Source organism: Streptomyces sp. NPDC048297 (genome assembly GCF_043201585.1).
Lineage (GTDB): Bacteria > Actinomycetota > Actinomycetes > Streptomycetales > Streptomycetaceae > Streptomyces.
Genome location: NZ_JBICZA010000022.1, coordinates 20,513 through 44,097, shown reverse-complemented (window position 1 = coordinate 44,097; position 23,585 = coordinate 20,513). Strand labels below are relative to the sequence as shown.

The 23,585-nt window shown below is 72.0% G+C and carries 21 protein-coding genes and 1 pseudogene; 11 read left to right on the top strand and 11 right to left on the bottom strand.

Annotation, left to right across the window (positions count from 1 at the left end):
- Window positions 1–38 precede the first annotated feature (38 nt).
- The 5 genes from ACGFYV_RS23735 to ACGFYV_RS23715 all read left to right on the top strand — a co-directional run bounded on the left by ACGFYV_RS23735 (window position 39) and on the right by ACGFYV_RS23715 (window position 4,997).
- Window positions 39–1,304: a beta-ketoacyl-[acyl-carrier-protein] synthase family protein gene (locus ACGFYV_RS23735; RefSeq protein WP_393880502.1), complete on the top strand. Its 1,266-nt coding sequence runs from the start codon at window positions 39–41 to the stop codon at window positions 1,302–1,304.
- A complete protein-coding gene (locus tag ACGFYV_RS23730; RefSeq protein ID WP_393880439.1) occupies window positions 1,301–2,521 on the top strand; it encodes a ketosynthase chain-length factor in 1,221 nt (406 codons plus the stop codon). Before ACGFYV_RS23735 ends, ACGFYV_RS23730 begins: the two co-directional genes overlap by 4 nt.
- Window positions 2,522–2,630: 109 nt before the next feature.
- Complete coding sequence (locus ACGFYV_RS23725) at window positions 2,631–2,909, top strand: acyl carrier protein (RefSeq protein ID WP_393880438.1); 279 nt, start codon at window positions 2,631–2,633, stop codon at window positions 2,907–2,909.
- 109 nt (window positions 2,910–3,018) lie between these two features.
- Window positions 3,019–4,791, top strand: coding sequence for an acyltransferase domain-containing protein (locus ACGFYV_RS23720; protein WP_393880437.1), 1,773 nt, complete (start codon window positions 3,019–3,021; stop codon window positions 4,789–4,791).
- Between the two features lie 11 nt (window positions 4,792–4,802).
- Window positions 4,803–4,997, top strand: a complete 195-nt coding sequence (locus ACGFYV_RS23715) for a DUF6059 family protein (RefSeq protein ID WP_393880436.1) — start codon at window positions 4,803–4,805, stop codon at window positions 4,995–4,997.
- 114 nt (window positions 4,998–5,111) lie between these two features.
- On the opposite strand, the gene ACGFYV_RS23710 is transcribed toward ACGFYV_RS23715, so the two are convergent.
- The 10 genes from ACGFYV_RS23710 to ACGFYV_RS23665 form a co-directional block, all read right to left on the bottom strand.
- Complete coding sequence (locus ACGFYV_RS23710; protein WP_393880435.1) at window positions 5,112–6,224, bottom strand: DegT/DnrJ/EryC1/StrS family aminotransferase; 1,113 nt, start codon at window positions 6,222–6,224, stop codon at window positions 5,112–5,114.
- Between the two features lie 12 nt (window positions 6,225–6,236).
- Window positions 6,237–6,689, bottom strand: coding sequence for a hypothetical protein (locus tag ACGFYV_RS23705; RefSeq protein WP_393880434.1), 453 nt, complete (start codon window positions 6,687–6,689; stop codon window positions 6,237–6,239).
- Between the two features lie 30 nt (window positions 6,690–6,719).
- Window positions 6,720–7,190 (bottom strand): nuclear transport factor 2 family protein, encoded by a 471-nt coding sequence (locus ACGFYV_RS23700; protein ID WP_393880433.1) that lies wholly within the window; start codon window positions 7,188–7,190, stop codon window positions 6,720–6,722.
- A 95-nt stretch (window positions 7,191–7,285) separates the two neighbouring features.
- Complete coding sequence (locus ACGFYV_RS23695) at window positions 7,286–8,461, bottom strand: macrolide family glycosyltransferase (protein ID WP_393880432.1); 1,176 nt, start codon at window positions 8,459–8,461, stop codon at window positions 7,286–7,288.
- Window positions 8,462–8,511: 50 nt separating this feature from the next.
- Complete coding sequence (locus ACGFYV_RS23690) at window positions 8,512–9,114, bottom strand: dTDP-4-dehydrorhamnose 3,5-epimerase family protein (protein WP_393880431.1); 603 nt, start codon at window positions 9,112–9,114, stop codon at window positions 8,512–8,514.
- A gap of 102 nt (window positions 9,115–9,216) precedes the next feature.
- Window positions 9,217–10,131 carry a glucose-1-phosphate thymidylyltransferase RfbA gene (gene rfbA / locus ACGFYV_RS23685; protein WP_393880430.1) on the bottom strand — a complete coding sequence of 305 codons (915 nt, stop codon included), beginning with the start codon at window positions 10,129–10,131 and terminating at the stop codon, window positions 9,217–9,219.
- 311 nt (window positions 10,132–10,442) lie between these two features.
- Window positions 10,443–11,900: a DHA2 family efflux MFS transporter permease subunit gene (locus ACGFYV_RS23680; protein ID WP_393880429.1), complete on the bottom strand. Its 1,458-nt coding sequence runs from the start codon at window positions 11,898–11,900 to the stop codon at window positions 10,443–10,445.
- A 75-nt stretch (window positions 11,901–11,975) separates the two neighbouring features.
- Entirely contained in the window at window positions 11,976–13,007 is a 1,032-nt protein-coding gene (locus ACGFYV_RS23675) for a zinc-binding dehydrogenase (protein WP_393880428.1), read from the bottom strand.
- A gap of 168 nt (window positions 13,008–13,175) precedes the next feature.
- Window positions 13,176–14,138, bottom strand: coding sequence for a dTDP-glucose 4,6-dehydratase (gene rfbB / locus ACGFYV_RS23670; RefSeq protein ID WP_393880427.1), 963 nt, complete (start codon window positions 14,136–14,138; stop codon window positions 13,176–13,178).
- A 730-nt stretch (window positions 14,139–14,868) separates the two neighbouring features.
- Window positions 14,869–15,414 carry a DoxX family protein gene (locus ACGFYV_RS23665; protein WP_393880426.1) on the bottom strand — a complete coding sequence of 182 codons (546 nt, stop codon included), beginning with the start codon at window positions 15,412–15,414 and terminating at the stop codon, window positions 14,869–14,871.
- A 162-nt stretch (window positions 15,415–15,576) separates the two neighbouring features.
- Here ACGFYV_RS23665 and ACGFYV_RS23660 point away from each other — a divergent pair, with 162 nt between their 5' ends.
- The 3 genes and pseudogenes from ACGFYV_RS23660 to ACGFYV_RS23650 all read left to right on the top strand — a co-directional run bounded on the left by ACGFYV_RS23660 (window position 15,577) and on the right by ACGFYV_RS23650 (window position 18,417).
- On the top strand, window positions 15,577–15,903 hold the full coding sequence (locus tag ACGFYV_RS23660; protein ID WP_393880425.1) for a nuclear transport factor 2 family protein: 327 nt from the start codon (window positions 15,577–15,579) through the stop codon (window positions 15,901–15,903).
- A gap of 129 nt (window positions 15,904–16,032) precedes the next feature.
- Window positions 16,033–16,945, top strand: a pseudogene (locus ACGFYV_RS23655) (aldo/keto reductase); the annotation flags it as partial.
- 200 nt (window positions 16,946–17,145) lie between these two features.
- A complete protein-coding gene (locus ACGFYV_RS23650; RefSeq protein ID WP_393880424.1) occupies window positions 17,146–18,417 on the top strand; it encodes a D-alanyl-D-alanine carboxypeptidase family protein in 1,272 nt (423 codons plus the stop codon).
- A 361-nt stretch (window positions 18,418–18,778) separates the two neighbouring features.
- On the opposite strand, the gene ACGFYV_RS23645 is transcribed toward ACGFYV_RS23650, so the two are convergent.
- Window positions 18,779–19,537: an SDR family oxidoreductase gene (locus ACGFYV_RS23645; protein ID WP_393880423.1), complete on the bottom strand. Its 759-nt coding sequence runs from the start codon at window positions 19,535–19,537 to the stop codon at window positions 18,779–18,781.
- 149 nt (window positions 19,538–19,686) lie between these two features.
- Between ACGFYV_RS23645 and ACGFYV_RS23640 the strand changes: the two genes are divergently transcribed.
- The 3 genes from ACGFYV_RS23640 (at window position 19,687) to ACGFYV_RS23630 (ending at window position 23,576) form a co-directional block, all read left to right on the top strand.
- Entirely contained in the window at window positions 19,687–21,012 is a 1,326-nt protein-coding gene (locus ACGFYV_RS23640; protein ID WP_393880422.1) for a multidrug effflux MFS transporter, read from the top strand.
- Window positions 20,964–22,139 carry a serine hydrolase domain-containing protein gene (locus tag ACGFYV_RS23635; protein WP_393880421.1) on the top strand — a complete coding sequence of 392 codons (1,176 nt, stop codon included), beginning with the start codon at window positions 20,964–20,966 and terminating at the stop codon, window positions 22,137–22,139. Before ACGFYV_RS23640 ends, ACGFYV_RS23635 begins: the two co-directional genes overlap by 49 nt.
- A gap of 441 nt (window positions 22,140–22,580) precedes the next feature.
- Entirely contained in the window at window positions 22,581–23,576 is a 996-nt protein-coding gene (locus tag ACGFYV_RS23630; RefSeq protein ID WP_393880420.1) for a small ribosomal subunit Rsm22 family protein, read from the top strand.
- The last annotated feature ends 9 nt before the right edge of the window (window positions 23,577–23,585 follow it).

Genomic DNA, 23,585 nt, shown 5'->3' with positions numbered 1-23,585 from the left:
GCAGCGAGCACCCCGCCCCGTCGAAGGCGAGGTAGATGATGCGTCGAGTTGCCATCACCGGACTGGGTGTCGTGGCCCCTGGCGGGGTCGGGGTGAAGAACTACTGGGACCTGCTCACCGCGGGCCGCACCGCCACCCGCACCATCTCGTTCTACGACCCCTCGCAGTTCCGCTCCCGCGTCGCCGCCGAGTGCGACTTCGACCCGCTGGCCGCCGGACTCTCCCAGCAGGAGACCCGGCGCCTCGACCGGGCCGCCCAGTTCGCGGTCGTCTCCACCCGGGAGGCGCTCGCCGACAGCGGTCTCGACACCTTTGGCATCGACCCGCTGCGCATCGGCACCTCGCTGGGCAGCGCCGTCGGCTGCACCACCAGCCTGGAGCGCGAGTACGCCGTCGTCAGCGACGGCGGACGCAAGTGGCTCGTCGACCACGAGTACGCGGTCCCCGAGCTGTACCGGCACTTCGTGCCCAGCTCCATGGCCGCCGAGGTCGGCATGGCGGCCGGCGCCGAGGGACCCGCGGCCGTCATCTCCACCGGCTGCACCTCGGGCCTCGACTCGCTCGGTCACGCCGTCGAGCTGATCCGCGAGGGCACCTGCGACGTGATGATCGCGGGCGCCACCGAGGCCCCGATCTCACCCATCACCTCGGCCTGCTTCGACGCGATCCTCGCCACCACCCCGCGCAACGACACCCCCGAGAGCGCCTGCCGGCCCTTCGACAGGACCCGCAGCGGCCTGGTGCTCGGCGAGGGCGCCGCCATCCTCGTCCTGGAGGAGCTGGAGAGCGCCAGGCGCCGCGGCGCCCACATCTACGCCGAGATAGCCGGCTTCGCCGCCCGCTGCAACGCCTACCACATGACCGGGCTCAAGCCGGACGGCCGGGAGATGTCCGAGGCCATCGACGTCGCCCTCGACGAGGCCCGGCTCGACCCGGGCGCCATCGACTACATCAACGCCCACGGCTCCGGCACCAAGATGAACGACCGCCACGAGACAGGGGCGTTCAAGCGGAGCCTCGGCGAGCACGCCTACCGCACGCCCATCAGCTCCATCAAGTCGATGATCGGGCACTCGCTCGGCGCGATCGGCTCCCTGGAGATCGCTGCCTGCGCCCTCGCGATGGAACACGGCGTGCTGCCGCCCACCGCGAACCTCCACGAGCCCGACCCTGAACTCGACCTGGACTACATCCCGTTGACCGCACGCGAGAAGAAGACCGACGCGGTCCTCAGCGTCGGCAGCGGCTTCGGAGGCTTCCAGAGCGCGATGGTCCTCGCGCGGCCCGAAAGGAGCATCGGATGACCGTCACCACCGTCGTGACCGGCCTCGGCATCACCGCGCCCAACGGCCTGGGCACCGAGGACTACTGGAAGGCCACCCTCGCCGGCCAGTCGGGCATCGGCCCGGTCACCCGCTTCGACGCCGGCCAGTACCCTGCCGGGCTCGCGGGCGAGGTACCGGGGTTCGTCGCCGAGGAGCACATCCCCAGCCGGCTCATGCCCCAGACCGACCACATGACCCGCCTCGCCCTCACCGCCGCCGACTGGGCCCTGAAGGACGCGGGCCTGGACACCTCCGAGGTCCCCGAGTACGGGATGGGCGTGGTCACCTCCGCGTCCGGCGGCGCCGTCGAGTTCGGCCAGCGCGAGCTGCAGAACCTGTGGAGCAAGGGCAAGGAACACGTCAGCGCCTACCAGTCCTTCGCCTGGTTCTACGCCGTCAACACCGGCCAGATCTCCATCCGGCACAAGATGCGCGGCCCCAGCGGGGTCCTGCTCACCGAACAGGCCGGCGGCATCGACGCCATCGGGCACGCCCGCCGCCATGTCCGCAAGGGCTTCCCCGTCGTCGTCTCCGGCGGCGTCGACGCGGGCATCTGCCCCTGGGGCTGGGTGCCCCAACTGGCCTCCGGCCTGATGAGCACCGAGGACGACCCCGCCCGCGCCTACCTGCCCTTCTCCGCCGACGCGAACGGCTACGTGCCCGGGGAGGGCGGCGCCATCCTCATCGCCGAGGACCTCGAATCCGCCCGCCGCCGCTCCGCCGAGCGCGTCTACGGCGCGATCGCCGGGTACGCCGCCACCCTCGACCCCGCCCCGGGCACCGGCCGCCCGCCGGGCCTTGCCAAGGCCGCCCGGCTGGCCCTCGCCGACGCCGGACTCGCCCCCGAGGACATCGACGTCGTCTTCGCCGACGCGTCCGGCGTCCCGGACCGCGACCGCGCCGAGGCCGAGGCCATCACGGAGATCTTCGGCCCCGGCGCCGTACCGGTGACCGCCCCCAAGACGATGACCGGACGCCTCCTCGCCGGCGGCGCCGCCCTCGACGCGGCGACCGCGCTGCTCGCCCTGCGCGACGGCGTCATCCCGCCCACCACCGGCGTCGACACCCTCGCCCCCGGCCTGCGCATCGACCTCGTCACCGGCGAGCCCCGCGAGGCCCGGCTCACCAACGCGCTGGTCCTCGCCCGCGGCCACGGCGGGTTCAACGCCGCCCTGGTCGTCCGCCGGCACGCCTGACCGGCACCGCACCACCACAAGCCGGCACCGCACCCACCACAAGCCGGCACCGCACCCACCACAAGCCGGCACCTCGGCACGACAGGACAACCATCACCCAACGGAGGACATGACCATGACCGCCACCACGACCACCACCGTCACCCTGGCCGACCTCACGCGCATGCTGCGCGAGAGCGCGGGCGAGGAGGAGGGCGTCGACCTGGACGGCGACGTCATCGACACCCCCTTCCTGGAGCTCGGCTACGACTCCCTCGCCCTGCTCCAGGTCATCGGCGAGATCCAGCGGACCTACGGCATCAGCGTCCCCGACGACGCGGTCGTCGACGCCGAGACGCCGGGAGCGCTGCTCGCCCTCATCAACGCCGGCCAGGACGCAGCAGCCTGAGCCGGTCCGCGCGGCCGCCCCTCGGTTCCCCCCACCGACGGGCGGCCGCCCTGCTTTTCCCCACCTGCCACCGCAGCGGTCGCGGCACGCGGCCCACGAGGAGGTAACCATGCAGCTCACGGCCAACAGCGCGGTGATCCGGAGGCTCGTGGTCAGCCCCGGCCCCGCCCGTGAAGGCGAGACGCCGGCGGTGGCATCGGCCGCCGGGATCTCGGCGGTCCTGCGGGCCTTCGGCCGGGCCCCGGACCAACTGCCCGTACGCACCGTCGTCTACGTCGGCGCCCACGCGCCCGACCCCACACTCGCCGCCGAGCACGAGGGCTTCGCCGTGCGCGTCGCCCCCGCACCCGGCCGCGCCCTGCGCCTGGCCCACCAGGAACTCCACGACGGCACCGCCGACTTCGCCCTCGTCGCCGGCTGCGACGAACCCGGCCCCGGCGCCATCACCGTCTACGCCGTCAAGCGCGCCGCCGAGGCCGTCGCCGACGACGACAACGTCATCGGCGTCCTCGACCTCGGCGGCACCACCGACCCCGACACCACCCCGTCCCTGCTGCCCCTCGCCCACGGCCGGCGCACCACCGCGCCCGCCCACCACCGGCTGCTCCTGTGGTCGGGCCGGGACGAGCGGGACGAGCAGCGGGTGCGCGGCGAACTCCTGCCCCTGCTCTCGGGACTGCACCACGACGGGTTCCCCGCCCTGCCGACCGTCCTGCCGTGCGGCAGCGCCCCCGGACCGGTGCGCGCCGCCGCCGTCACCGTCGCCCCGCTGGCCGCCGCCGCCGTGCACAAGGCCAAGCCGGTCGTCTCCCGCAAGCCGCGCCCCGTCGCCCTGCTCTTCCCCGGCCAGGGCTCGCAGCACCACGCCATGGCGGCCGGACTGTACGGGCGGGAGCCGGTGTTCACCGCCGCCGTCGACGCCGCCCTGTTCCACATGGGCGACGAGGGGCACCGGATCCGCGCGGACTGGCTCACCGACGGCCGCCCCGAGATCCCCATCGACGACGTACGCCGCGCGCAGCCGCTGCTGTTCGCCGTCGACCACGCACTCGGCCGCATGGTGATGAGCTGGGGCGTACGCCCCGCGGCGGTGCTCGGACACAGCGCGGGCGAACTCGTCGCCGCGACGATCGCCGGCGTCGTCTCGCTGTCCGACGCCGTGGCCATGGTCATGGAGCGGGTCAGGCAGGCCGTGAAGATCCCGCCCGGCGGCATGCTCGCCGTCGGCGCCGAGGAGCGGCGGCTGCGTCCCCTGCTGCGCGCCGACGTCGCGATCGCCGCGGTCAACGCCAACCAGCAGACCATGCTGGCCGGTTCCGTCGCACCGCTCGCCGAGATCGCCGAGGAACTGCGCGCCGCCGGCGTGGTCGCCGTGCCCGTGCCCGCCACCAGCCCCTTCCACTCCCCGGCGATGGCCCCCGCCTCGGACGCCGTCGAGACCGCCTACCACGCGATACCGCTGCGCGTACCGGCACTGCCCCTCTACTCCGGGTACACGGGGGAGCTGATGAGCCCCGACGACGCGGTCAGCCCGCGCTTCTGGGCCCGCCAGATCACCGACACCGTGTACTTCAACCAGGCCCTCGAAGCGCTGCTTCTCGCCGACGACATGCTGCTGATCGAGGCCGGACCCCGCCAGACGCTCACCGCCTTCGCCCGCCGGCACCGGGCGGTGCGGCTCGGGGCGAGCGCCGTGGTCCCCCTGCTGCCGGGCCGCCCCGGCACCGCCGAGGCCGACCGCCAGTCGGTCCTCACCGCCGCGGCCCGCCTGTGGACCGAGGGCCATGTGCCCGACCCGGTGGCGATGTCCCGGCTGTGGACCTGGTCCGCCGACCCGGCCGGGGAGCCGGCGCAGCCGCTCCTGAGCGGCGCGGGCAGATGAGGGGACCGCGCGTGCTGCGGGCCCTGTACCGCGGGCTCGTCGCCGCGGGCCGGATGTACGTGTGGCTGCCGGAGAGTCACGAGGGCCGGGAACTCACCGGCCCTCCGGCCGGCCCGCCGGCCTGGCACCCGGAGCGGCTGCGCCCGGACGTCCCGCTGACCCGGACGGAACGGGCCCTCGACCGTCAACTGACGGGACAGGACTGAACCTTCGGACTCGACCTCACAGAGGGACTCGGCCTCACAGAGGGCGAAGGGGGGAGGGGCTGGAAGCCGCATCGGCTTCCAGCCCCTCCCCCCTTCGCCCTTCCCGCGCCCTGCCTACCAGCCGGCCCTGATGGTCTTCACGACGTGGGCCCGGTCCTCGTCCGACACCCACCAGCCCACCGGGATCCCGATGTGGCGCTCCGCGACACTGTCGAGGCCGGGCAGGAGTGCCCGGAACTCCCGGGTGGCGCCGTAGACGTCGTTGCGCTCGTGGACCTCGCTCGTGGCGATCCCGGCCTCCTTCATGCGCCGCACGAAGGCGTCGCGGTCGTCCACCTTGACGGAGTAGTACCAGAACGACGGATCGCGGTCGGCGGCCCGCTCGGTCGTCTCGAGACCGTCCGCACCGGCCAGTTCGGCGTCGTAGAACGCCGCGTTCTCCCGGTGCCGGGCGACGAGGCCGTCGACGATCTCCAGGTTCGCGAGACCGATCGCCGCGTTGATGTCGTTCATGTTGAACTTGAAGCCGTACGCGGGGATGTCGTTCTTGAACCGGGACGCCCCGCCGTCACGGTCGATGCCGTACCAGCGCAGCAGCCGGGCACGGGCCAGCAGGTCGTCGTCGGGCAGCACGATCAGGCCGCCGTCCCCGGTCGTGAGGTGCTTGATCGCCTGAAAGCTGTAGACGCAGATGTTGCCGTGCCCGCCGAGCGGGACGCCCTTGTACGTGGCGCCCCACGCGTCCGCGCAGTCCTCGATGACCCGGGGCCGGACGCCGTGCACGCGTTCGGCCTCGTCGAGGACGCGCGCCAGGCGGTCCAGGTCGACCGGGTAGCCGGCCCAGTGCACGAGGACGATCGCCCGGGTCGCGGGCGTGATCTTCCGGGCCAGGTCGTCCAGGTCCAGGTTCAGCGTCGCCGGGTCGGTGTCCACCCAGCGGATCCGCATCCCGTTGGCGAGGATCGGCCAGTTCGTCGCGGTGCAGGTCAGCGCGGTCGCCAGGACCTCGCCGTCCCGCCCCGACTCCTCGGCGACCAGATGCAGGGCCAGATGCAGCCCGGACGTGGCGCTGTTGACCGTCAGCACCCGTTCCGTGTCCAGCCGTTCGGCCAGGGCGCTCTCGAACGCGTCGACCTTCGCGCCCTGACCGATGTAGCCGCTGTCCAGCACCTGGCCGACCAGCGCCGACGCCGTCTCGGACATCGCCACCTTGAAGAGGGGGATCATGTCTTTCCGGCCTCAGCAGCTGGCCGCGCCGGCGACGCGGTGCACGTCGACGTCGGCGACCTGGGAGAACTGGTAGTTGCCCGCAATGTCGTACACCTCCGAGGTGCCGCTGCTGGTGAACGTGCTGGTCACCGCCCCGCTGGTGGCCTGGTTGATGTAGATCCAGCCGGCCTGGGCGCCGGTCCCGTCGATCAGCGCCTCGGTGATCTTGTAGGTGTAGTTGCCGGTGGTGGCCGTGTACTTCCAGGTGCCCTCGCTGACCCCGGCGGACGTGAGGAGGCACGCCTTGCCGGCCGGCGTGAATATGAGGTCGATGTCCCCGGTGGTGCCCCCGTGGGTGACCGTGCCGGCCCACTTGCCGACGAGCCGGCTGGGGGAGGCCGGGCAGGTGTCCGCGTACGCGCCGCCCGCCGCCACGACGGCCAGGAGACCCGCCGACGCCACGGTGCCGATGATCTTTCGCATGAGTGTGACGACCTTCCGGTTCGCGCGGGCTTACTTGTAGGCGCCGTCGGTGGCGACGAAACGCTTCCGCACGAGCCAGGACCCGTCGGCGGAGCGGACGAGTTCGTCGTCGCAGAGGGTGTGGTGGCGGAAGTGCACGTCCCCGTCCAGGAGCGTGCGGTTGGGGATCACGTAGACCATGACGTAGCTCTGGGCGCGCACGGTGTCGTCGTCGAGCTGCTCGACGGTCAGCTGCCCGACCCAGTGCCGCAGGATGAGCCCCTCGTGCATGCCGGTCTGACGCTCGATCGCCTTGACGAGGATCTCGCGGCCCACCAGCGGCTCGGGCATGTCGGCGGCCTGGAACACCCCGTCCGGCGTGAAGGTGCGCGCCCACTCCTCGCCGTCACCGCGGTCGAGGATCTTCTGCTGCAGCGCGTAGAACTGCTGAAGCTCCAGGTACAGGTCGCCCGGGACGAGCTTGGTGCTCAGATCGTGCGAGTTGATGTCGTTCAGGTCCATCGCCTTCTCCTGTCGGTGTCTGTCGGCATCGGCCGGTGTCTGTCGGCGTCAGCCGGCATCCGTCGGCATCAGCCGGTGTCTGTGGGTACCGGCGCTCACTTCGGCACGGAGTCGATGTGGCCGAGGATCGTGTCGGCCGCGCGCGGGGCGCCGCCCGCCTTCTGCATGTACCTGCGCATGTCCCGCAGGTTGGCCTGTACGGTCTCGTCGTCGGCGACCTCCAGGACGGCCTTGCGGAGGGTCTCGGGGGTCACCTCCTCGGGGTCCAGGACGCGGCCGAGCCGCAGCTCGCCCGTGCGGGCGGCGATCATCTCCGAGTCACCGTTGTGCGGCACGGACACCAGCGGCACCCCCGCGTACAGGGCGTTCATGGTGTTGCCCGCGCCGCCGTGGCACACGAACGCGCCGGCGTGCTCCAGCACCGCCTGCAGCGTCAGCCACGAGTGGATCTCGGCGTTGGGCGGCAGCTCGCCCACCGCGTCCAGGTCGACGCCGGGGCCCGCCGCGATCACCACGTGCCAGGGCAGCCCCTCGAAGGCCTTGGCGCACATCGCGAAGAACTCGGGCTGGGTGTTGAAGGTCGTGCCCAGGGAGATCAGCACCACCGGCTTGTCGCTGGACGGCCGCCAGGTGCCCTGAAGGTCGCTCTCCCGCAGCGGGATCCCGACGAACGTGTACCGGTCCTCGGGGAAGGAGTCGGCGTCCGACTGGAACTCCCGCGGCATGAAGGAGATGTTGCAGGCCGCGTCCGCCATCAGCTCGTCCAGCGGGACGTCGCCGAGCCCGTGCTCGTCGGCGAACGCCCGCAGCTCGCGGGTCAGTTCACCGAACATGCCCTCCGCGGCGCTCTCCGCCTCGGAGAAGTACTGGTGGGAGGCGAGGACCGGGTAGAGCTGGATGCCCGGCACACCGAGCTTGCGCGCCATCACACGGCCGAGGAACTGCATCGAGATGTCGTAGACGAGGCAGTCCGGCAGATCGTCGCCGAAGTGGGCCTCAAGGCCCGGCGCCGTGGCCGCCGCCTCCCGGACCGCGCCGAGCAGCACGCGGGCCAGCCAGTCCTCCGCACCGGTCGGCGCGATCGTGCGCGGGTCGAGGGTCGTGGTGTACGGGATGATCTCGGCGCCGGTGGAGGCGATGCGCTCGGCGAAGCCGTCGGCGGCCAGATAGCTGACCTTGTGGCCGCGCCGGACCAGCTCCTCGACCACGGCCAGCGTCGGTGTGACATGGCCGGCCGCGGGGATGTTCAGGAAGGCGATGTGCCTCTTCATGAGTGCTCCTGTTCCTGCTGTCGTCGTCGTGCTCGCCGATGACCGTCCGGTCATGCGCGGGAGCTGACCGGAGTCCTTGCGCGGAGGTCCGCGTAGCGCGGCAGCACGCCGAGGGCCTCCGTCTGTGCCAGCGACGGCGCGTCCCGGTCCTTGTCGGACAGGACGACGTCGTCCATGGCGGGCCACGGCAGGGCGAGCCGCGGGTCCAGCGGGTTGATCGAGATCGCCTTCGCGGGGGTGTAGACGCTGTCGCACAGGTACGTGACCACCGCGGTGTCGCTGACCGCCGCGAAGCCGTGGCCGAGCCCGTCGGCGATGTACACGGCCTGGCGCCGCCGGTCGTCCAGCGGGATCGCGAGGGACGCGCCGTAGGTGGGGGAGCCGACGCGCACGTCGACGACGACGTCGACGATCGCGCCGCTCACGCACGTCACGTACTTCGCCTCACCGGGCGGGGACGCCGTGAGGTGGATGCCGCGGATCGTTCCGCGGCGCGAGACCGAGCAGTTGACCTGCGCCACGTCCATCGGCCGGCCGGTCGCCCCGGCCAGCCGGTCGCCGACGAACAGTTCCAGGAACGCGCCGCGCGGGTCGTCGAACACCCGCGGCGTGACGAGGTGGACGCCCTCGATGCCGAGTTCTTCGAAGTCCATCGGGTCTCCTTGTCGGCCGGTGACTTGTCGGCCGATGTCTGGCCAGTTGATGTCTGGTCGGCTGATGTCGTGTCAGCCGGTGTCTGGCCGGCCGGTGTCTGGTCAGCGGGTGGCGCCGGCGCCGACCGGGACCGGCCGCCGGATCTCTTCGGCGGCGGCGTCGAGCAGCCCCATCAGGTACGCGCCGTAGCCGCTGGACAGGAGCGGCACCGCCAGCTCGCGGAGCCGGTCGTTGCCGATGAGCCCGTTGCGCCAGGCCGCCTCCTCCACGCAGCCGATCTTCAGCCCCTGCCGCTCCTCGATCACCCGGACGAACTCCGACGCCTGCACCAGCGAGGCGAAGGTCCCGGTGTCGAGCCAGACGGTGCCGCGGTCGAGGACGGTGACCTTGAGCTCGTCGCGCCGCAGGTACACCTGGTTCACCTCGGTGATCTCCAGCTCGCCGCGCGCGCTGGGCCGCAGGGACCGGGCGATGTCGACCACACGGTTGTCGTAGAAGTAGAGGCCCGGCACCACGTACCGCGATTTGGGGTGGGCCGGTTTCTCCTCGATGGACAGGACGCGCCCTTCGCTGTCGAAGTCCAGGACGCCGAAGTCGCCCGGGTTCGCCACCGGGTAGGCGAAGATGTGACCGCCCTGAGGGGAGGCGTGCGCCTTGAGCTGGTCGCCCAGACCGACGCCGTGGAAGATGTTGTCGCCGAGGACGAGCGCGACCGGCTCGTCCCCGATGAAGTCCGCGCCTATCAGGAAGGCCTGCGCGATCCCTCCGGGCCTGGGCTGCGTCGCGTACTGGATCCGCAGGCCCAGTTGCGCGCCGTCGCCCAGCAGCCGTTCGAAGGAGTCCCGGTCGGACGGCGTCGTGATGACGAGGATGTCTCGCACGCCCGCCAGCACCAGGGTGCACAGGGGGTAATAGATCATCGGCTTGTCGAACACGGGCATGAGCTGTTTCGACATGGCCTGGGTGATCGGCCACAGTCGGGAGCCGGTTCCGCCGGCCAGGATGATGCCTCGCATGTCTTGAAAGCTAATGACGGTGCCTATAGGGCCGATCGAGGCCGGGTAGGCGCCATCCGGAACCGGCGACAAGGACGCCCGTCCGGAACCGGTGGCAAGGCGCCCCCCGGAGCCGATGACAGGGCGCCCTCCGGAGCCGGTGACAAGGCGCCACCGCCCGGAACCCGTGACAACGCGCCGTCCGCGGGCCGTGACACGGAAAAGCCCGCCCGGTGCGCTGTGCGCCGGGCGGGCTCTTCCGTGCGTGGTACGGCGTGGTTCGGCTTGGTCCCGCGTCGTACGGCGTCGTACGCCGCCGTACGACGCGGGACCTACCGGGTCTCGCGCGGCACCGCCGCCGCGGACACGAGGCTGAGGGCGAGCAGCACGCCGGTCGCGAGGAACGCGGCCGCGTAACCGGCCGCGAACGCATGCGCGTCCGGACCACTCTCACCCGCGACGTGCGCGGTACGGGCCTGGGCCACCGCGACCATGACCGCGAGGCCGGCCGCACCGCCCAGCGACTGCGAGGTGTTCAGCACGCCCGAGGCCAGACCCTGCTTGTCCTCCGGCACACCCGCCGTCGCCGCGCCCGCCACCGACGTCACCACGATGCCGAGCCCCAGGCCGAACAGCAGGCTCGGGCCCAGCAGATCGGCGACATAGGTGGCGTGCTCGTCCGCCGCCGACTGCCACACCAGGCCGGCGATCATCGGCACGAGCCCGGCCAGCATCATCGGCCGGGGACCGGTCCGCGGCGCGATCACCGAGGACGCGGCGGCACCGATGAACGCGCACACCGTCAGCGGCAGGAACACCAGCCCGGTACGGATGGCGCTGTAGTGGAGCACCGACTGGTACAGCAGCGTCAGGAAGTAGAACGTCGCGGGCAGCGCCGCCCCGAAGGCCAGCATCGTGACGTTGGCCGCCCACACCGAACGGTTGCGGAACAGGCGCAGGTCCATCAGCGGCTGCTCGGCCAGCTTGGCCTGGTCGAGCACGAACACCGCGAGCAGCACGACGCCGATCGCCAGTGCCGAGACGATGCGCGCCGAACCCCAGCCGTAACGCTGGCCCTCGGCGAGCCCGTAGACGAGCGCGGCGATGCCCAGCGTGACCGACACGGAGCCGAGCACGTCGAGCTTCGTCTGCTGCTTCGGCTTCGTCTCCTTCGCCTGCGCGCCCGAGCCGCCGCCGGGAGTCGTACCGACCGACGCGACCGCCAGGCCCGCGATCAGCAGGCCGAGCGGCACGTTGACGAGGAAGACCCAGCGCCACGACATCCATTCGACGATCGCCCCGCCGCTGAGGACGCCGATCGCCCCGCCGCTCCCGGACGCCGCGCCCCACAGCGCGAGCGCCTTCGCCCGCTCGGTCGGCTCGGTGAACGTGGAGGTCAGCACGGCCAGCGCGGAGGACGCGATGATCGCGCCGCCGAAGCCCTGCCCGGCCCGGCCGAGCACCAGCGTCGCCGCGTTCGTCGCGATGCCGCCGACGAGGCTGAACACCGTGAACACGCCGAGGCCGATGAGTAAGAGACGGCGGCCCCCGTAGAGGTCCACCATCCGCCCGGAGAAGAGCAGGAAGCCCGCGAACGGGATCAGGTATCCGTCGTAGACCCAGGTCAGGCTGCCGGGCGTGAAGTGCAGCGCGCTCTGGATGGACGGGATGGCGACGTTCACGATCGACGAGTCGAGGATCACCATCAGCTGCCCGAGGCAGCACACCGCGAGTACGAGTCCGGCCCGTCGCGCCCTGACGGGGGCGTCCAGTGCCATCTGATAGGTCATCGGAGGCAACTCCTGATTCGAAGATGCGAGTGGACTGCACCCGGTTCCCGGTGTGCAGTCCCGACCCGCCCGGTGTCAGCCTTCAGAGATCTTGACGAGCACGTTGCCCTTGTAGGCACCGCCGAGCAGCGCGACGAGAGCCTCGGGAGCGGCGCTCACGCCGCCCTCCACCACGGTGTACGGCAGGACGATCTTTCCTTCCTGCAGCCACTGCGCGAAGTGCTGCGTCCACGCCTGGATCTGCTCAGGCGTGTGGTACGTCGAGAACGGCTTGATGACGATCTGCCGGATGATGCCGGCCATGATGTCCAGCCGCGGGAAGGCACCCTCGGCGTTGCCCGTCTGCGCGGACACCGTCCCGCACAGCGCGAACCGCGCGCCCTGCGCCGCCGCCTGCACGGCGGCCTCGAACTGCTCCCCGCCGACCAGGTCGAAGAAGACGTCGATCCCGTCGGGGGCGAGTTCCCGGAGCCGGTCGAGCACGGGGCCGTCGTGGTAGTCGAACGCCGCGTCGTAGCCGAGTTCCTTGGTGAGGTACTCGACCTTCTCGGCGCTGCCGGCCGAGCCGATGACCCGCTTGGCGCCGCGGGCCTTGGCGATCTGGCCGGCGAGCGAGCCGACACCGCCGGCCGCGTTCGACACGAACACGACGTCGCCCTCGCCGACCTCGGCGACGTCGGCCATGCCGTGGTAGGCCGTGATGCCCTGGTTCAGGAAGTACTCGGGGCCGGGGAACCAGGAGGCCTCGACCTTGAAGTACTGGGAGGCGGGACCGGTGGAGTAGTCGGTCCAGCCGTCCATGTGCTGCACGGTGTCACCGACGGCCAGGTCGGGGCTCGCCGAGGCGACGACGACGCCGACGGCACCGCCCCACGGCCGCTCGCCGACCTTGTAGGGCGGCATCATCGGCAGCCCCGGCTCCTCCGTCATCAGGTCGCGCATGACGGCGGTCACCTGCAGGTACACGTTGTGCACCACGACGTTGCCGGACGCGGGCTCGGTGACCTCCACGTCGACGATCTCGAAGTCGTCCTTCGTCGGCTGGTTCTCGGCATAGCGCGCCAGCCGCACTTCCTTGCCGGTCACCGGGAATTTCTGGTCAGCCATATTGATTGTCCCCTTTTGTGCATCGTGATAAGACCGAAGGTCGATCTCTCACAGGATTACGGTGCGGCGCTTGACGATCGCTCGAATACCGCTCGCGTGCCGCTCGAACAGGGTCGGATTCCGGACGCGTACCGCCCAGCCGGATCCGATCCGCATGCCGGCGGACTTCTACCGGTTCCACCAGGACGTGTTCTCCCGGTACCACTCGACCGTGGCCTTGAGGCCCGTCTCGAACGACTGCCGTGGGGTGAAACCGAGTTCGTCTCGTATCTTGCTCATGTCCAGCGAGTACCGCTGGTCGTGGCCGAGCCGGTCGGCGACCCGCTCGACCATGTCCCATCCGGCTCCGCAGCTTTCCAGCAGGAGCGCGGTGAGTCCCTTGTTGGTCAGTTCCGTGCCGCCGCCCACGTTGTAGACGTGGCCGGATCTGCCGCCCCGCAGCACCAGTTGAATGGCCAGGCAGTGGTCCGCGACATGGAGCCATTCGCGGACGTTGTCGCCCTCGCCGTACAACGGGACCCGCCGCCCGCGCAGCAGGTTCGTCACGAACAGCGGGATGACCTTCTCCGGGTTCTGGTAGGGGCCGTAGTTGTTGGAGCACCGGGTGATCACGACGTCCAGCCCGTGCGTCCGGTGCGCGGACAGCACCAGCAGGTCGGAGCCCGCCTTGGACGCCGCGTACGGCGAGTTGGGGGCCAGCGGCTGCGCCTCGGTCCACGAACCGGCCGCTATGGAGCCGTAGACCTCGTCCGTGGAGACGTGCAGGAAACGCCCGATCCCGTGCCGCCGGGCGGCGTCCAGCAGCACCTGGGTGCCGAGGACGTTCGTCGTCACGAACGGACGGGCGTCGTCGATCGACCGGTCGACGTGCGACTCGGCCGCGAAATGGACGACGGCGTCGTGCCCGCGCACGATCTCGTCGACGAGTTCCGCGTCGCAGACGTCGCCGCGGACGAACCGGAAAGCCGGGTTCTCGGCGACCGGTTCGAGGTTGCGCATGTTGCTGCCGTGGCCGAGTTTGTCGAGGACGGTCACGCGGGCGCCGTCCGCCCCCGGAAGCTCGCCGGACAGCAGTGCCCTCACGTACTGGGACCCGATGAATCCCGCACCACCGGTTACGAAGATCCGCATGCAGTCAACCCTAGGACCGCCCACTCGACGCCGACTTGAGCCGTGTGACAGGTGGGTCGCCCGGTATGCGACAGCCTTCGGCCCATCTCCCTCAGGGCCAGCACCCCGAAAGGGTCGCGGGGAACCGCGCGCCCAGCCACACCCGACCGGTCACGCATGTGTCACGAGGACCGAACGCGCTCCAGATCACCCCCACCGATCCATCGCCCTCAGGGTCCGGCACCCCGAAAGGGTCGCGGGGAACCGCGCGCCCAGCCACACCCGACCGGTCACGCATGTGTCACGAGGACCGAACGCGATCCAGATCGCCCCCCACCGGTCCATCGCCCTCAGGGCCAGCACCCCGAAAGGGTCGCGGGGAACTGCGCGCCCAGCCACATCCGACCGGTCACGCACGTGTCACGAGGACCGAACGCGCTCCAGATCGCCCCCACCGGTCCATCGCCCTCAGGGTCCGGCACCCCGAAAGGGTCGCGGGGAACCGCGCGCCCAGCCACATCCGACCGGTCACGCACGTGTCACGAGGACCGAACGCGATCCAGATCGCCCCCACCGGTCCATCGCCCTCAGGGTCCGGCACCCCGAAAGGGTCGCGGGGAACTGCGCGCCCAGCCACACCCGACCCGCAGCTTTCGCACTCGACGCCCAGCCGCAGCCAGCCCGCAGCTCCGCAGCTTTCGCACCGGATCAACGCGCACACCCCCGACACGCTCGCCCCCCAGCGGAGCGCTTACTCGTCGAAGAGCGCCTCCTGCTCCCCCTCCGTCCGCTGCCGCACCCGCCGGTTGCGCGCCCCCACCACCAGCGCCGTCGCCGTTGCCGTCACCCCCAGCGCCACCGGAACCATCCAGCCCCGGTCGAAGACATGGCCGAAGGCGTGGTCGAGGGAGAGGCGGCCGGGGCCGGCGACGGCGAGTCCGGCGGCGGTGAGACCGAGGCCGGCCGCGTACTCGTAGCCACCCGACTGGGCGAAGAAGCCGTTGGGCACGTGGACCGCCGCCGCGCCGGCCATCGCGCCGGCCGCTGCCGCGCCCGCCGCCGGGGTCGCGAGGCCCAGCGCGAGCAGCGCGCCGCCGCCCGCCTCCGCGAGGCCCGCCGCCATCGCGCTCTGCCTGCCGGGCGCGTAGCCGACGGACTCCATGAACTGACCGGTGCCCTCGATGCCGTGCCCGCCGAACCAGCCGAACAGCTTCTGCGTGCCGTGCGCGGCCAGCACCCCGCCCGTCCCCAGCCGGAGCAGCAGCAGGCCCAGATCTCGTCGGTCGTAACAGGTCACGGTGACTCCCCGGCAGCGGATGGACATGGGCAGGTGAGAGGGGGTGCGCGGCGGGCGCGCGGTGCTCCGCCGCGTGTCCACCGTCGCACCCCGGGTCCGGCCGGGCCCGTCCTGGACGGCGTTCGGGTGGCGGGTGCGGGGGAGCGGTGTGAGCCTGGCGCCATGCCCATTCAGCCAGCCAAGCTCAGTGACCCGGCCGTCCGCGCCTTCGTGACCGCCGTCAACTCCCACGACCGCGAGCGCTTCCTGTCTCTCCTCGCGCCCGACGCGACCATGGCCGACGACGGCTCCGACCGCGACCTCGCGGACTGGATCGACGAGGAGATCTTCTCCTCGCACGGCCACATGGAGGTCGACAAGGAGTCCCACGGCGGCCGTTCCCTGGTCGCCCGCTACAGCAACGACACCTGGGGCGAGATGCGCACCAAGTGGGACTTCACGGTCGCGGACGACGGACGGATCTCCCGGTTCGAGACCGGTGAGGCGTGAAGTCCGAGGCGTGAAGCCGGAGGCGTGAACTCGGGGTCGTGAAGCCGGAGGCGTGGAGTCGGGGTCGTGGAAATCGCCGGCGCGTGAGCCTTGTCCTGGTGTGCACTTCAACTCCTGGTGTCCTTCGGTATGGAGACCACCAGGACCGTCACCAGGACACTGGGGCGCGGCGGGATCGACGTGAGTGCCCTCGGATTCGGCTGCTGGGCCATCGGCGGAGAGGTCCAGGGCCCCGACGGACAGCCGCGCGGATGGGGGAAGGTCGACGACGAGGAGTCCGTACGGGCGATCCGGCGGGCGCTCGAACTGGGCGTGACCTTCTTCGACACCGCCGATGCCGGGGGTCCCCCCGCTCGAGCGAAGCCGAGAGTGGGGGAGGTACGGGCCACAGCGAGGAGATCCTGGGCCGCGCGCTGCACGGCCACCGGGACCAGGTCGTCATCGCCACCAAGTGGGGCAACGTCTTCGACGCCGGCACCCGCACCCTCATGGGCACCGACGACACCCCGGAGTACGCCCGCCGCGCTCTCACCGCCTCCCTGCGCCGCCTCGGCACCGACCACGTCGACCTGTACCAGCTCCACATCTCCGACGCCGATCCGGAGCGCGCCGTCGAACTCCGCGACCTGTGCGAGGAGTTCGTCGGCGAGGGGCTCATCCGGGCCTACGCCTGGAGCACCGACGACCCGGCCCGCGCCGCCGTCTTCGCCGAGGGCCCCACTGCACGGCCGTACAGCACGCGCTCAACGTGCTCCAGGACGCGCCCCGCCTCGTCGAGCTGTGCGAGCGGCTGGAGTTGGCGAGCGTCGTCCGCAGCCCCCTCGCCATGGGGGTGCTCGCCGGGAAGCGGCCGGGCCCGCTGGAGGCGGGGGACATCCGCAGCCGTCCGCCGGGCTGGCTCCAGGGCTTCGCCGACGACGGCTCCGGCGTCGACCCGCGGTGGCTGGAGCGGGTCGAGGCGCTGCGCGAGATCCTCACCGGCGACGGACGCACCCTCGCTCAGGGCGCCCTCGCCTGGCTGTGGGCCCGCAGCCCGCGCACCCGTGAAGTGAGCCGGTGACGTGAGTTGGTGATGTAAGCCGGTGATGTGGGCCGGTGAAGTGAGTAGGTGATGTGAGCCAGACCTCACACGGCCTGCCGCGGATGAACCTTCCAGGTCCTGCGGGTAAAGGATGTCCCAGGGCTGTGAAAGGGGAGTTCTCGGTCACATTTTCGTCACGGCGGTCGGTGTACGGTCCCCTGGTGCGCGAATGTTCCCAGCTCAGCCGACGTGCCGTCCTCGGGTTGACGGCCGCCGCCCTCCCCCTGTCCGCGTCCGGCACCGCCGCCGCCTCCGAGACCTCCGCGAACTCCCGGACCTCGGTGACCACCGCGACCTCCGTGACCTCCGCGATCGGTGGCGGGCGGCTGGCCCGGGGCGGGATCCAGGTGCGGGGTGCCGGCGGAGTGCCCGGGAAGCTCACCGCCCAGGCGTGGGTCCTCGCCGACGCCGGGAGCGGGGAGGTGCTCGCCTCGTTCAACGCGCACCGGCGGCTCCCGCCCGCGTCCACGCTGAAGATGCTGTTCGCGGACACCGTGCTGGCGAAGTTCGACCGGCACCAGCGGTACAAGGTCACCGAGGCGGACCTGGCGGACATCCCGTTCGGCTCCAGCCTCGTCGGTATCAGGGCGGGCACCACGTACACCGTCGAGCAGTTGTGGCAGGGCGTGTTCCTGCGCTCCGGGAACGACGCGGTCCATGTGCTCGCCCACATGAACGGCGGCGTAGCGAAGACGGTCGCCGAGATGCAGGCAAGGGCCGAGGACCTGCAGGCCCTCGACACCCATGTGGTCAGCCCCGACGGCTTCGACCACCCCGGCCAGCTCTCCTCGGCGTACGACCTCACCCTGTTCGCCCGGCACGGCCTCAAGAGCCCCGACTTCCGCGGCTACTGCGGCACACGGACCGCCGACTTCCCGGCGGGGGGCAGGAAGACCTTCCAGATCCAGAACACCGACCGCCTGCTCACGGGAGCGTGGGGGCTCGGCACGTACTCCGGTCTCATCGGGGTGAAGAACGGCTACACCAGCCACGCGGGCAACACGTTCACCGGAGCCGCCACCCGGGGCGGCCGCACCCTGCTGGTCACCGTGATGCACCCCAGCACGGGCAACAACGCGGTGTACGAGCAGAGCGCCGCGCTGCTCGACTGGGGCTTCGGGCAAGGGCGTTCGGCCCAGCCGGTCGGCACGCTCGCCGAGCCGCTCAGCGAGGGCGGGGCACGCTCGGGCGCGGACCCGGCAACGGTGAGCAAGGCCGCTCGCGCCGCGACCGGAGCGCCGGGCGCGAGGAACGGCGGACCCTCGCCGTTGCGGCTGGCGGAGGGCGCCGCGGGGACGGCGGCACTGCTCGGCGCGGGCACGTGGGCGCTGCTGCGGCGGCGCCGGGCGCGGGCCGCGACGGCGGTGGAGACGCGGCGGGAGGCGCCGGAGAAGAAGACGGTCGCCCAGTCCGGCGGCAGGCACCGGCGCTGAGGGAGCCGTCGCAGGGCGGCGTCGTCTGTACCGGCGCCGGCTATGTCGCTGCCGCCTGTGCCGGCGCCCTATATATCCGTGCCGTACATATCCGTGCCGTACATGTCCGTGCCGTTTGTGCGGCGGCCGTTCCACCCACCGGTGCGCACCCCGCGTCCCGCGCGGGGTCCACCCCCATTCCGGCTCGGTGGAACGACCGCCGCCCTCCCCCCTCGGTGTGGCCGCGGAACCCCATCTCCACATGTGAAGCTCTTGTGGAGGCGAGTTGAGCATATGCGCCCGAACGGCCGCATTACTGCGGATGCTCAAACTCCACTTGTGAAGATTGGCGTGTCGGGTTCCGCCCCGCCCGAGTCCCGCCTCAGCCCCGCCCGATGTACGGCATCGCCGTCGCCAGCACCGTCGTGAACTGCACGTTCGCCGCCAGCGGCAGTTCGGCCATGTGCCGCACCGTGCGCGCCACGTCGGCCACGTCCATCACCGGTTCCGGGACGGTCTCCCCGTTGGCCTGGAGCGCCCCGGTCCGCATCCGGGCCGTCATGTCGGTGGCCGCGTTGCCGATGTCGATCTGGCCGACCGCGATGCCGTACGGCCGCCCGTCCAGGGACAGCGACTTGGTCAGGCCGGTCAGCGCGTGCTTGGTCGCCGTGTAGGCGACCGAGTGCGGACGGGGTGTGTGCGCGGAGATCGAACCGTTGTTGATGATCCGGCCGCCCTGCGGGTCCTGCTCCTTCATGCGCCGGTACGCCGCCTGCGCGCACAGGAACGCTCCGTTGAGGTTGGTGTCCACCACGTGCCGCCAGGCGTCGTACGACAGGTCCTCCACGGGGACCCCGCCGGGCCCGAACGTCCCCGCGTTGTTGAACAGCAGGTCGATCCGCCCGAACCGCTCGACCGCCGCCGTGAACAGCGCCTCCACGTCCTCGGGCCGCGACACGTCCGTCCGCACGGCCAGCGCGCAGGCCCCCGGCACCAGCGCCGCCGTCTCCTCCAGCGTCTCGGCCCTTCGGCCCCCCAGGACCACCGACCACCCGCCCCGCATCAACTCCCCGGCAACGGCCCGCCCGATCCCGGACCCGCCCCCTGTCACCACCGCGACCTTCGACTGCCTCTCGTTCATGCCTCCGCAGCGTAGGCGCCAAGTCCGCCATCCGGAACAATCTGTCCGCCATACGGGCCCTCTGTCCCTGCCCTCGCACCCCTACGGCAAACCCCTTGCGCGGGCTGAGAGCATGGACCGGGTCGTTCTACACAGGGAGGGGCGGACGCATGTCCGAGCGCGCGGCGGCACCGATACCGGAATCGGGGCACACGTCCCCCACGCCCCCCACCTCCACCACGCCCCCGACCTCCCCCACGCCCCCCACCTCCACCCTTCGCCGCACCAGCCTCCTCGTCACCCTCGTCCTCGGCGGCCTCACCGCCACACCCCCGCTGGCGATGGACATGTACCTCCCGTCCCTGCCGGAGGTCACCCGCTCACTGCACGCCCCCGCCGCCACCGTCCAGCTCACCCTCACCGCGTGCCTGGCCGGCATGGCGCTCGGGCAGCTGGTCGTCGGCCCGATGAGCGACCGCTGGGGCCGTCGCCGCCCGCTGCTGGCCGGCCTCGTCCTGTACATCGCCGCCACCGCCCTGTGCGCGCTCGCGCCGAACGTCGAGACCCTCGTCGCCTTCCGGCTGGCACAGGGCCTCGCGGGCTCGGCCGGGATCGTCATCGCGCGTGCCGTCGTACGCGATCTGTACGACGGCGTCGCCATGGCCCGCTTCTTCTCCACCCTGATGCTGATCTCCGGGATCGCCCCGATCCTGGCCCCGCTGATCGGCGGGCAGATCCTCAGGGTGACCGACTGGCGGGGCGTGTTCGTCGTCCTCACCGTGGTCGGGGCCGCGCTCACCGCGGTGGTGTGGCTGCGGCTGCCCGAGACCCTGGCGCCCGCCGACCGGCATCGCGGCGGAGTGGGGCAGGCCCTGCGCACCATGCGCGGGCTGCTCGCCGACCTGCCCTTCACCGGCTACATGCTCGTCGGCGGCTTCACCTTCGCCGCGCTGTTCGCCTACATATCCGCCTCCCCGTTCGTCGTCCAGGAGATCTACGGCGCCTCCCCGCAGACCTTCAGCCTGCTGTTCGGGCTCAACTCGGTCGGGCTGCTGATCGCCGGGCAGATCAACGGCAAGGTGCTGGTGGGCCGGGTCAGCCTGGACAAGGTGCTCGCCACCGGCCTCGCCCTGATCGTGCTCGCCGCCACCGCCCTGCTGCTGATGACCACAGGAGTCTTCGGCGAGACCGGTCTCGTCCCGGTCGCCGCCGCGCTGTTCGTGCTGATGTCCGCGATGGGTCTCACCCTGCCCAACGCCCAGTCCCTCGCCCTGCTGCGCACCCGGCACGCCGCCGGCTCCGCCTCCGCACTGCTCGGCACCTCCTCCTTCCTCGTCGGCGCGGTCGCCTCCCCGCTCGTCGGCGTCGCCGGGGAGCACACCGCCGTGCCCATGGCCGTGGTCCAACTGGTGGGCGCACTGGTGGCGGCGGCCTGCTTCGTGGGAATGTGCCGTCCCTGGAAAGCGAACGCGGGGTCGGAGGGAGACGGGAACTGAGCGCACCGAGACTGCGCGTCGACACCCCGGAACGGGCCGGGCTCGACCCCACGGAACTCGTGCGCCTCGTCGACGAGGCGCACACCCTCACCGCCGGACCACACCCCTGGGCCGCCGGTGCCGTCGTCATGGCCGGACGCGGACCCGTGATCGCCGTCGCCGAGGCCTCGGGCTTCGCCGTGCGGTACGCCTCCTACGACCCCGCGACCGACACCGGCGTCGAACTGCCGCACGCCGCCCGGGTCCCGGCCGCCGTCGACACCTGCTTCGACCTGGCCTCGCTCACCAAACTCTTCACGTCCGTCGCCGCGGTGCAGCAGATCGAGCGCGGCACCCTCGGCATCGACGCCCGGGTCGGCGCCTACCTGCCCGAGTTCACCGGCGTCGCCGACCACGGCGTCACCGTACGGCAGTTGCTCACCCACACCTCCGGGCTGCGCCCCGAACTCCCGCTGTACGACTGCCCCGACGACAGCGCCCGCCTCGCACTGCTGCGCGCGGAGCCGCCCACGGCGGAACCCGGCGTCCACCTCTACTCCGACCTCAACATGATCCTGCTCCAACTGGTGCTGGAGCGGATCAGCGGCCGCACCCTCGACGTCCTCGTCGAGGACGGCATCACCCGCCCCCTCGGCATGACCGCCACCGGCTTCGGACCCAGCCCCGGCGCGGCCGCCACCGAGGACCAGCGGCGGCCGTGGGCCAAGGCGGACCGGGGGATGCTGCGGGGAGTGGTCCACGACGAGAACGCCTTCGCGCTCGGCGGCGTCTGCGGCCACGCGGGCCTCTTCTCCAACGCCCGCGACCTCGCCGTCTTCTGCCGCACCCTGCTCGCGGGCGGCTCCTACGGCCCCGCGCGCATACTCGGCCCCGACTTCGTCGAACTCATGCTGACCCCGCCCGCGCTGGGCTTCGCCCTGGACCAGCACGGGTTCATGGGCGAACTGGCGGGCAGGGGAGCGGCGGGCCACACCGGCTTCACCGGCACCTCCCTGGTCCTGGACCCCGCGACGGACACCTTCCTCATCCTCCTGGCCAACACGGTCCACCCCCGCCGCCGCCCCCCGAACAACACCCCCCGAGCCACCCTGGCAACCCACCTGTCACGAGCGGTCCGCGACGCGTGAGCGGGCGTCTCCGCCGTAACTCGGGGACTTGAGGCGGGGCTGCGCCCCGGGGGGCTTGGGGCGACGCCGTGACTCGGTGGCCGGCGGCGGGTCCGCGACTCGGGGGCCTGCGGGCCGCGGCCCCACCCGGCGCGCGCCCGGTCCGGGGTGGCGACGCCTGCCAGGCGTCGGGCCTTGGCAGGTGCTGTGGCGCTTGCCGGGCGTCCGGACCCGGGGTCGCTGCGGCTCCCCACCGGGGGCGCAGGGCTTTCCCGGGGGTGCGCAGCCCGCATGCGCTCTGCCCGCTGTTCGTCGCCCGCTCTGCCCGGTTGCCGCCACTACCTCCGGCACCCGCTCCGCCAGCTGACCGCCCGCCTCCCCGGCACCCGCTCCACCAACTGGCCGCCCCCCTTCCCCTGCGAGCACCCGCAAGCACCCGTGCGCACCTGAGAGAATCGCCCCGTGAACGTCCCCTTCTCCCCAGCCGAGATTCTGCGGGCCACCCTGGCCGGAGTGCTTGACGGTCTGCCGCCCCGGCATGCGGCCGGAGCTGTCGAGCGGCTGATCGCGAACTACCGGGGCGAGACCCCCACCCACGCGCCGATCCTGCGTGACCGCGCCGATGTCGCCGCCTACGCCGCGTATCGGATGCCGGCCACCTTCGAGGCGGTCCGCGCCGCGCTGGAGGCGTTCGCGGCGGCCGTGCCCGACTGGGCGCCGGGCAGCCACACCGACGTCGGCGGCGGCACCGGCGCCGCCACCTGGGCCGTCACCGCCGCCTGGCCGGGCGGGCGCCCCGTCACCGTGCTGGACTGGGCGGAGCCCGCGCTCGCCCTCGGCCGGCAGATCGCCGCCGCCAACCCGGCCCTCACCGGCGCCCGCTGGCAGCGCGCCCGGATCGGTGGCGCCCTCACGCTGGAGGACACCGACCTCGTCACGGTGTCGTACGTCCTCAACGAACTCGCCGAGCCCGACCGCGCCGCCCTCGTCGACGCCGCCGCGGCAGCCGCGCGGTGCGTCGTGATCGTGGAGGCCGGCACCCCGGCGGGCTACGAGCGGATCATCGAGGCCCGCGACCGGCTGATCCGCGCCGGGTTCCGTATCGCCGCGCCCTGCCCGCACAGCGCCGCCTGCCCGATCGTGCCCGGCACCGACTGGTGCCACTTCTCCGCCCGGGTCAGCCGCTCCTCCCTGCACCGGCAGGTCAAGGGCGGCTCCCTCGCGTACGAGGACGAGAAGTTCAGCTACGTCGCCGCCACCCGGCTGCCCGCCGTACCGGCCCCCGCCCGGGTGGTCCGGCGCCCGCAGATCCGCAAGGGCCAGGTGCTCCTCGACCTGTGCGAGGCGGACGAACAGCTGCGCCGTACGACGGTCACCAAGCGCCACGGCGACCTGTACAAGGCGGCCCGGGACGCCGACTGGGGCGACCCCTGGCCGCCGTGGGACGCGACGGAGTAGCCGGCGCGG

Bases quoted from the DNA above. Each gene is read 5' to 3' on its own strand.
- ACGFYV_RS23735 (WP_393880502.1), top strand. From the start codon at position 39: ATGCGTCGAGTTGCCATCACCGGACTGGGTGTCGTGGCCCCTGGCGGG.
- ACGFYV_RS23730 (WP_393880439.1), top strand. From the start codon at position 1,301: ATGACCGTCACCACCGTCGTGACCGGCCTCGGCATCACCGCGCCCAAC.
- ACGFYV_RS23725 (WP_393880438.1), top strand. From the start codon at position 2,631: ATGACCATGACCGCCACCACGACCACCACCGTCACCCTGGCCGACCTC.
- ACGFYV_RS23720 (WP_393880437.1), top strand. From the start codon at position 3,019: ATGCAGCTCACGGCCAACAGCGCGGTGATCCGGAGGCTCGTGGTCAGC.
- ACGFYV_RS23710 (WP_393880435.1), bottom strand. From the start codon at position 6,224: ATGATCCCCCTCTTCAAGGTGGCGATGTCCGAGACGGCGTCGGCGCTG.
- ACGFYV_RS23705 (WP_393880434.1), bottom strand. From the start codon at position 6,689: ATGCGAAAGATCATCGGCACCGTGGCGTCGGCGGGTCTCCTGGCCGTC.
- ACGFYV_RS23700 (WP_393880433.1), bottom strand. From the start codon at position 7,190: ATGGACCTGAACGACATCAACTCGCACGATCTGAGCACCAAGCTCGTC.
- ACGFYV_RS23695 (WP_393880432.1), bottom strand. From the start codon at position 8,461: ATGAAGAGGCACATCGCCTTCCTGAACATCCCCGCGGCCGGCCATGTC.
- ACGFYV_RS23690 (WP_393880431.1), bottom strand. From the start codon at position 9,114: ATGGACTTCGAAGAACTCGGCATCGAGGGCGTCCACCTCGTCACGCCG.
- rfbA (WP_393880430.1), bottom strand. From the start codon at position 10,131: ATGCGAGGCATCATCCTGGCCGGCGGAACCGGCTCCCGACTGTGGCCG.
- ACGFYV_RS23680 (WP_393880429.1), bottom strand. From the start codon at position 11,900: ATGACCTATCAGATGGCACTGGACGCCCCCGTCAGGGCGCGACGGGCC.
- ACGFYV_RS23675 (WP_393880428.1), bottom strand. From the start codon at position 13,007: ATGGCTGACCAGAAATTCCCGGTGACCGGCAAGGAAGTGCGGCTGGCG.
- rfbB (WP_393880427.1), bottom strand. From the start codon at position 14,138: ATGCGGATCTTCGTAACCGGTGGTGCGGGATTCATCGGGTCCCAGTAC.
- ACGFYV_RS23660 (WP_393880425.1), top strand. From the start codon at position 15,577: ATGCCCATTCAGCCAGCCAAGCTCAGTGACCCGGCCGTCCGCGCCTTC.
- ACGFYV_RS23645 (WP_393880423.1), bottom strand. From the start codon at position 19,537: ATGAACGAGAGGCAGTCGAAGGTCGCGGTGGTGACAGGGGGCGGGTCC.
- ACGFYV_RS23640 (WP_393880422.1), top strand. From the start codon at position 19,687: ATGTCCGAGCGCGCGGCGGCACCGATACCGGAATCGGGGCACACGTCC.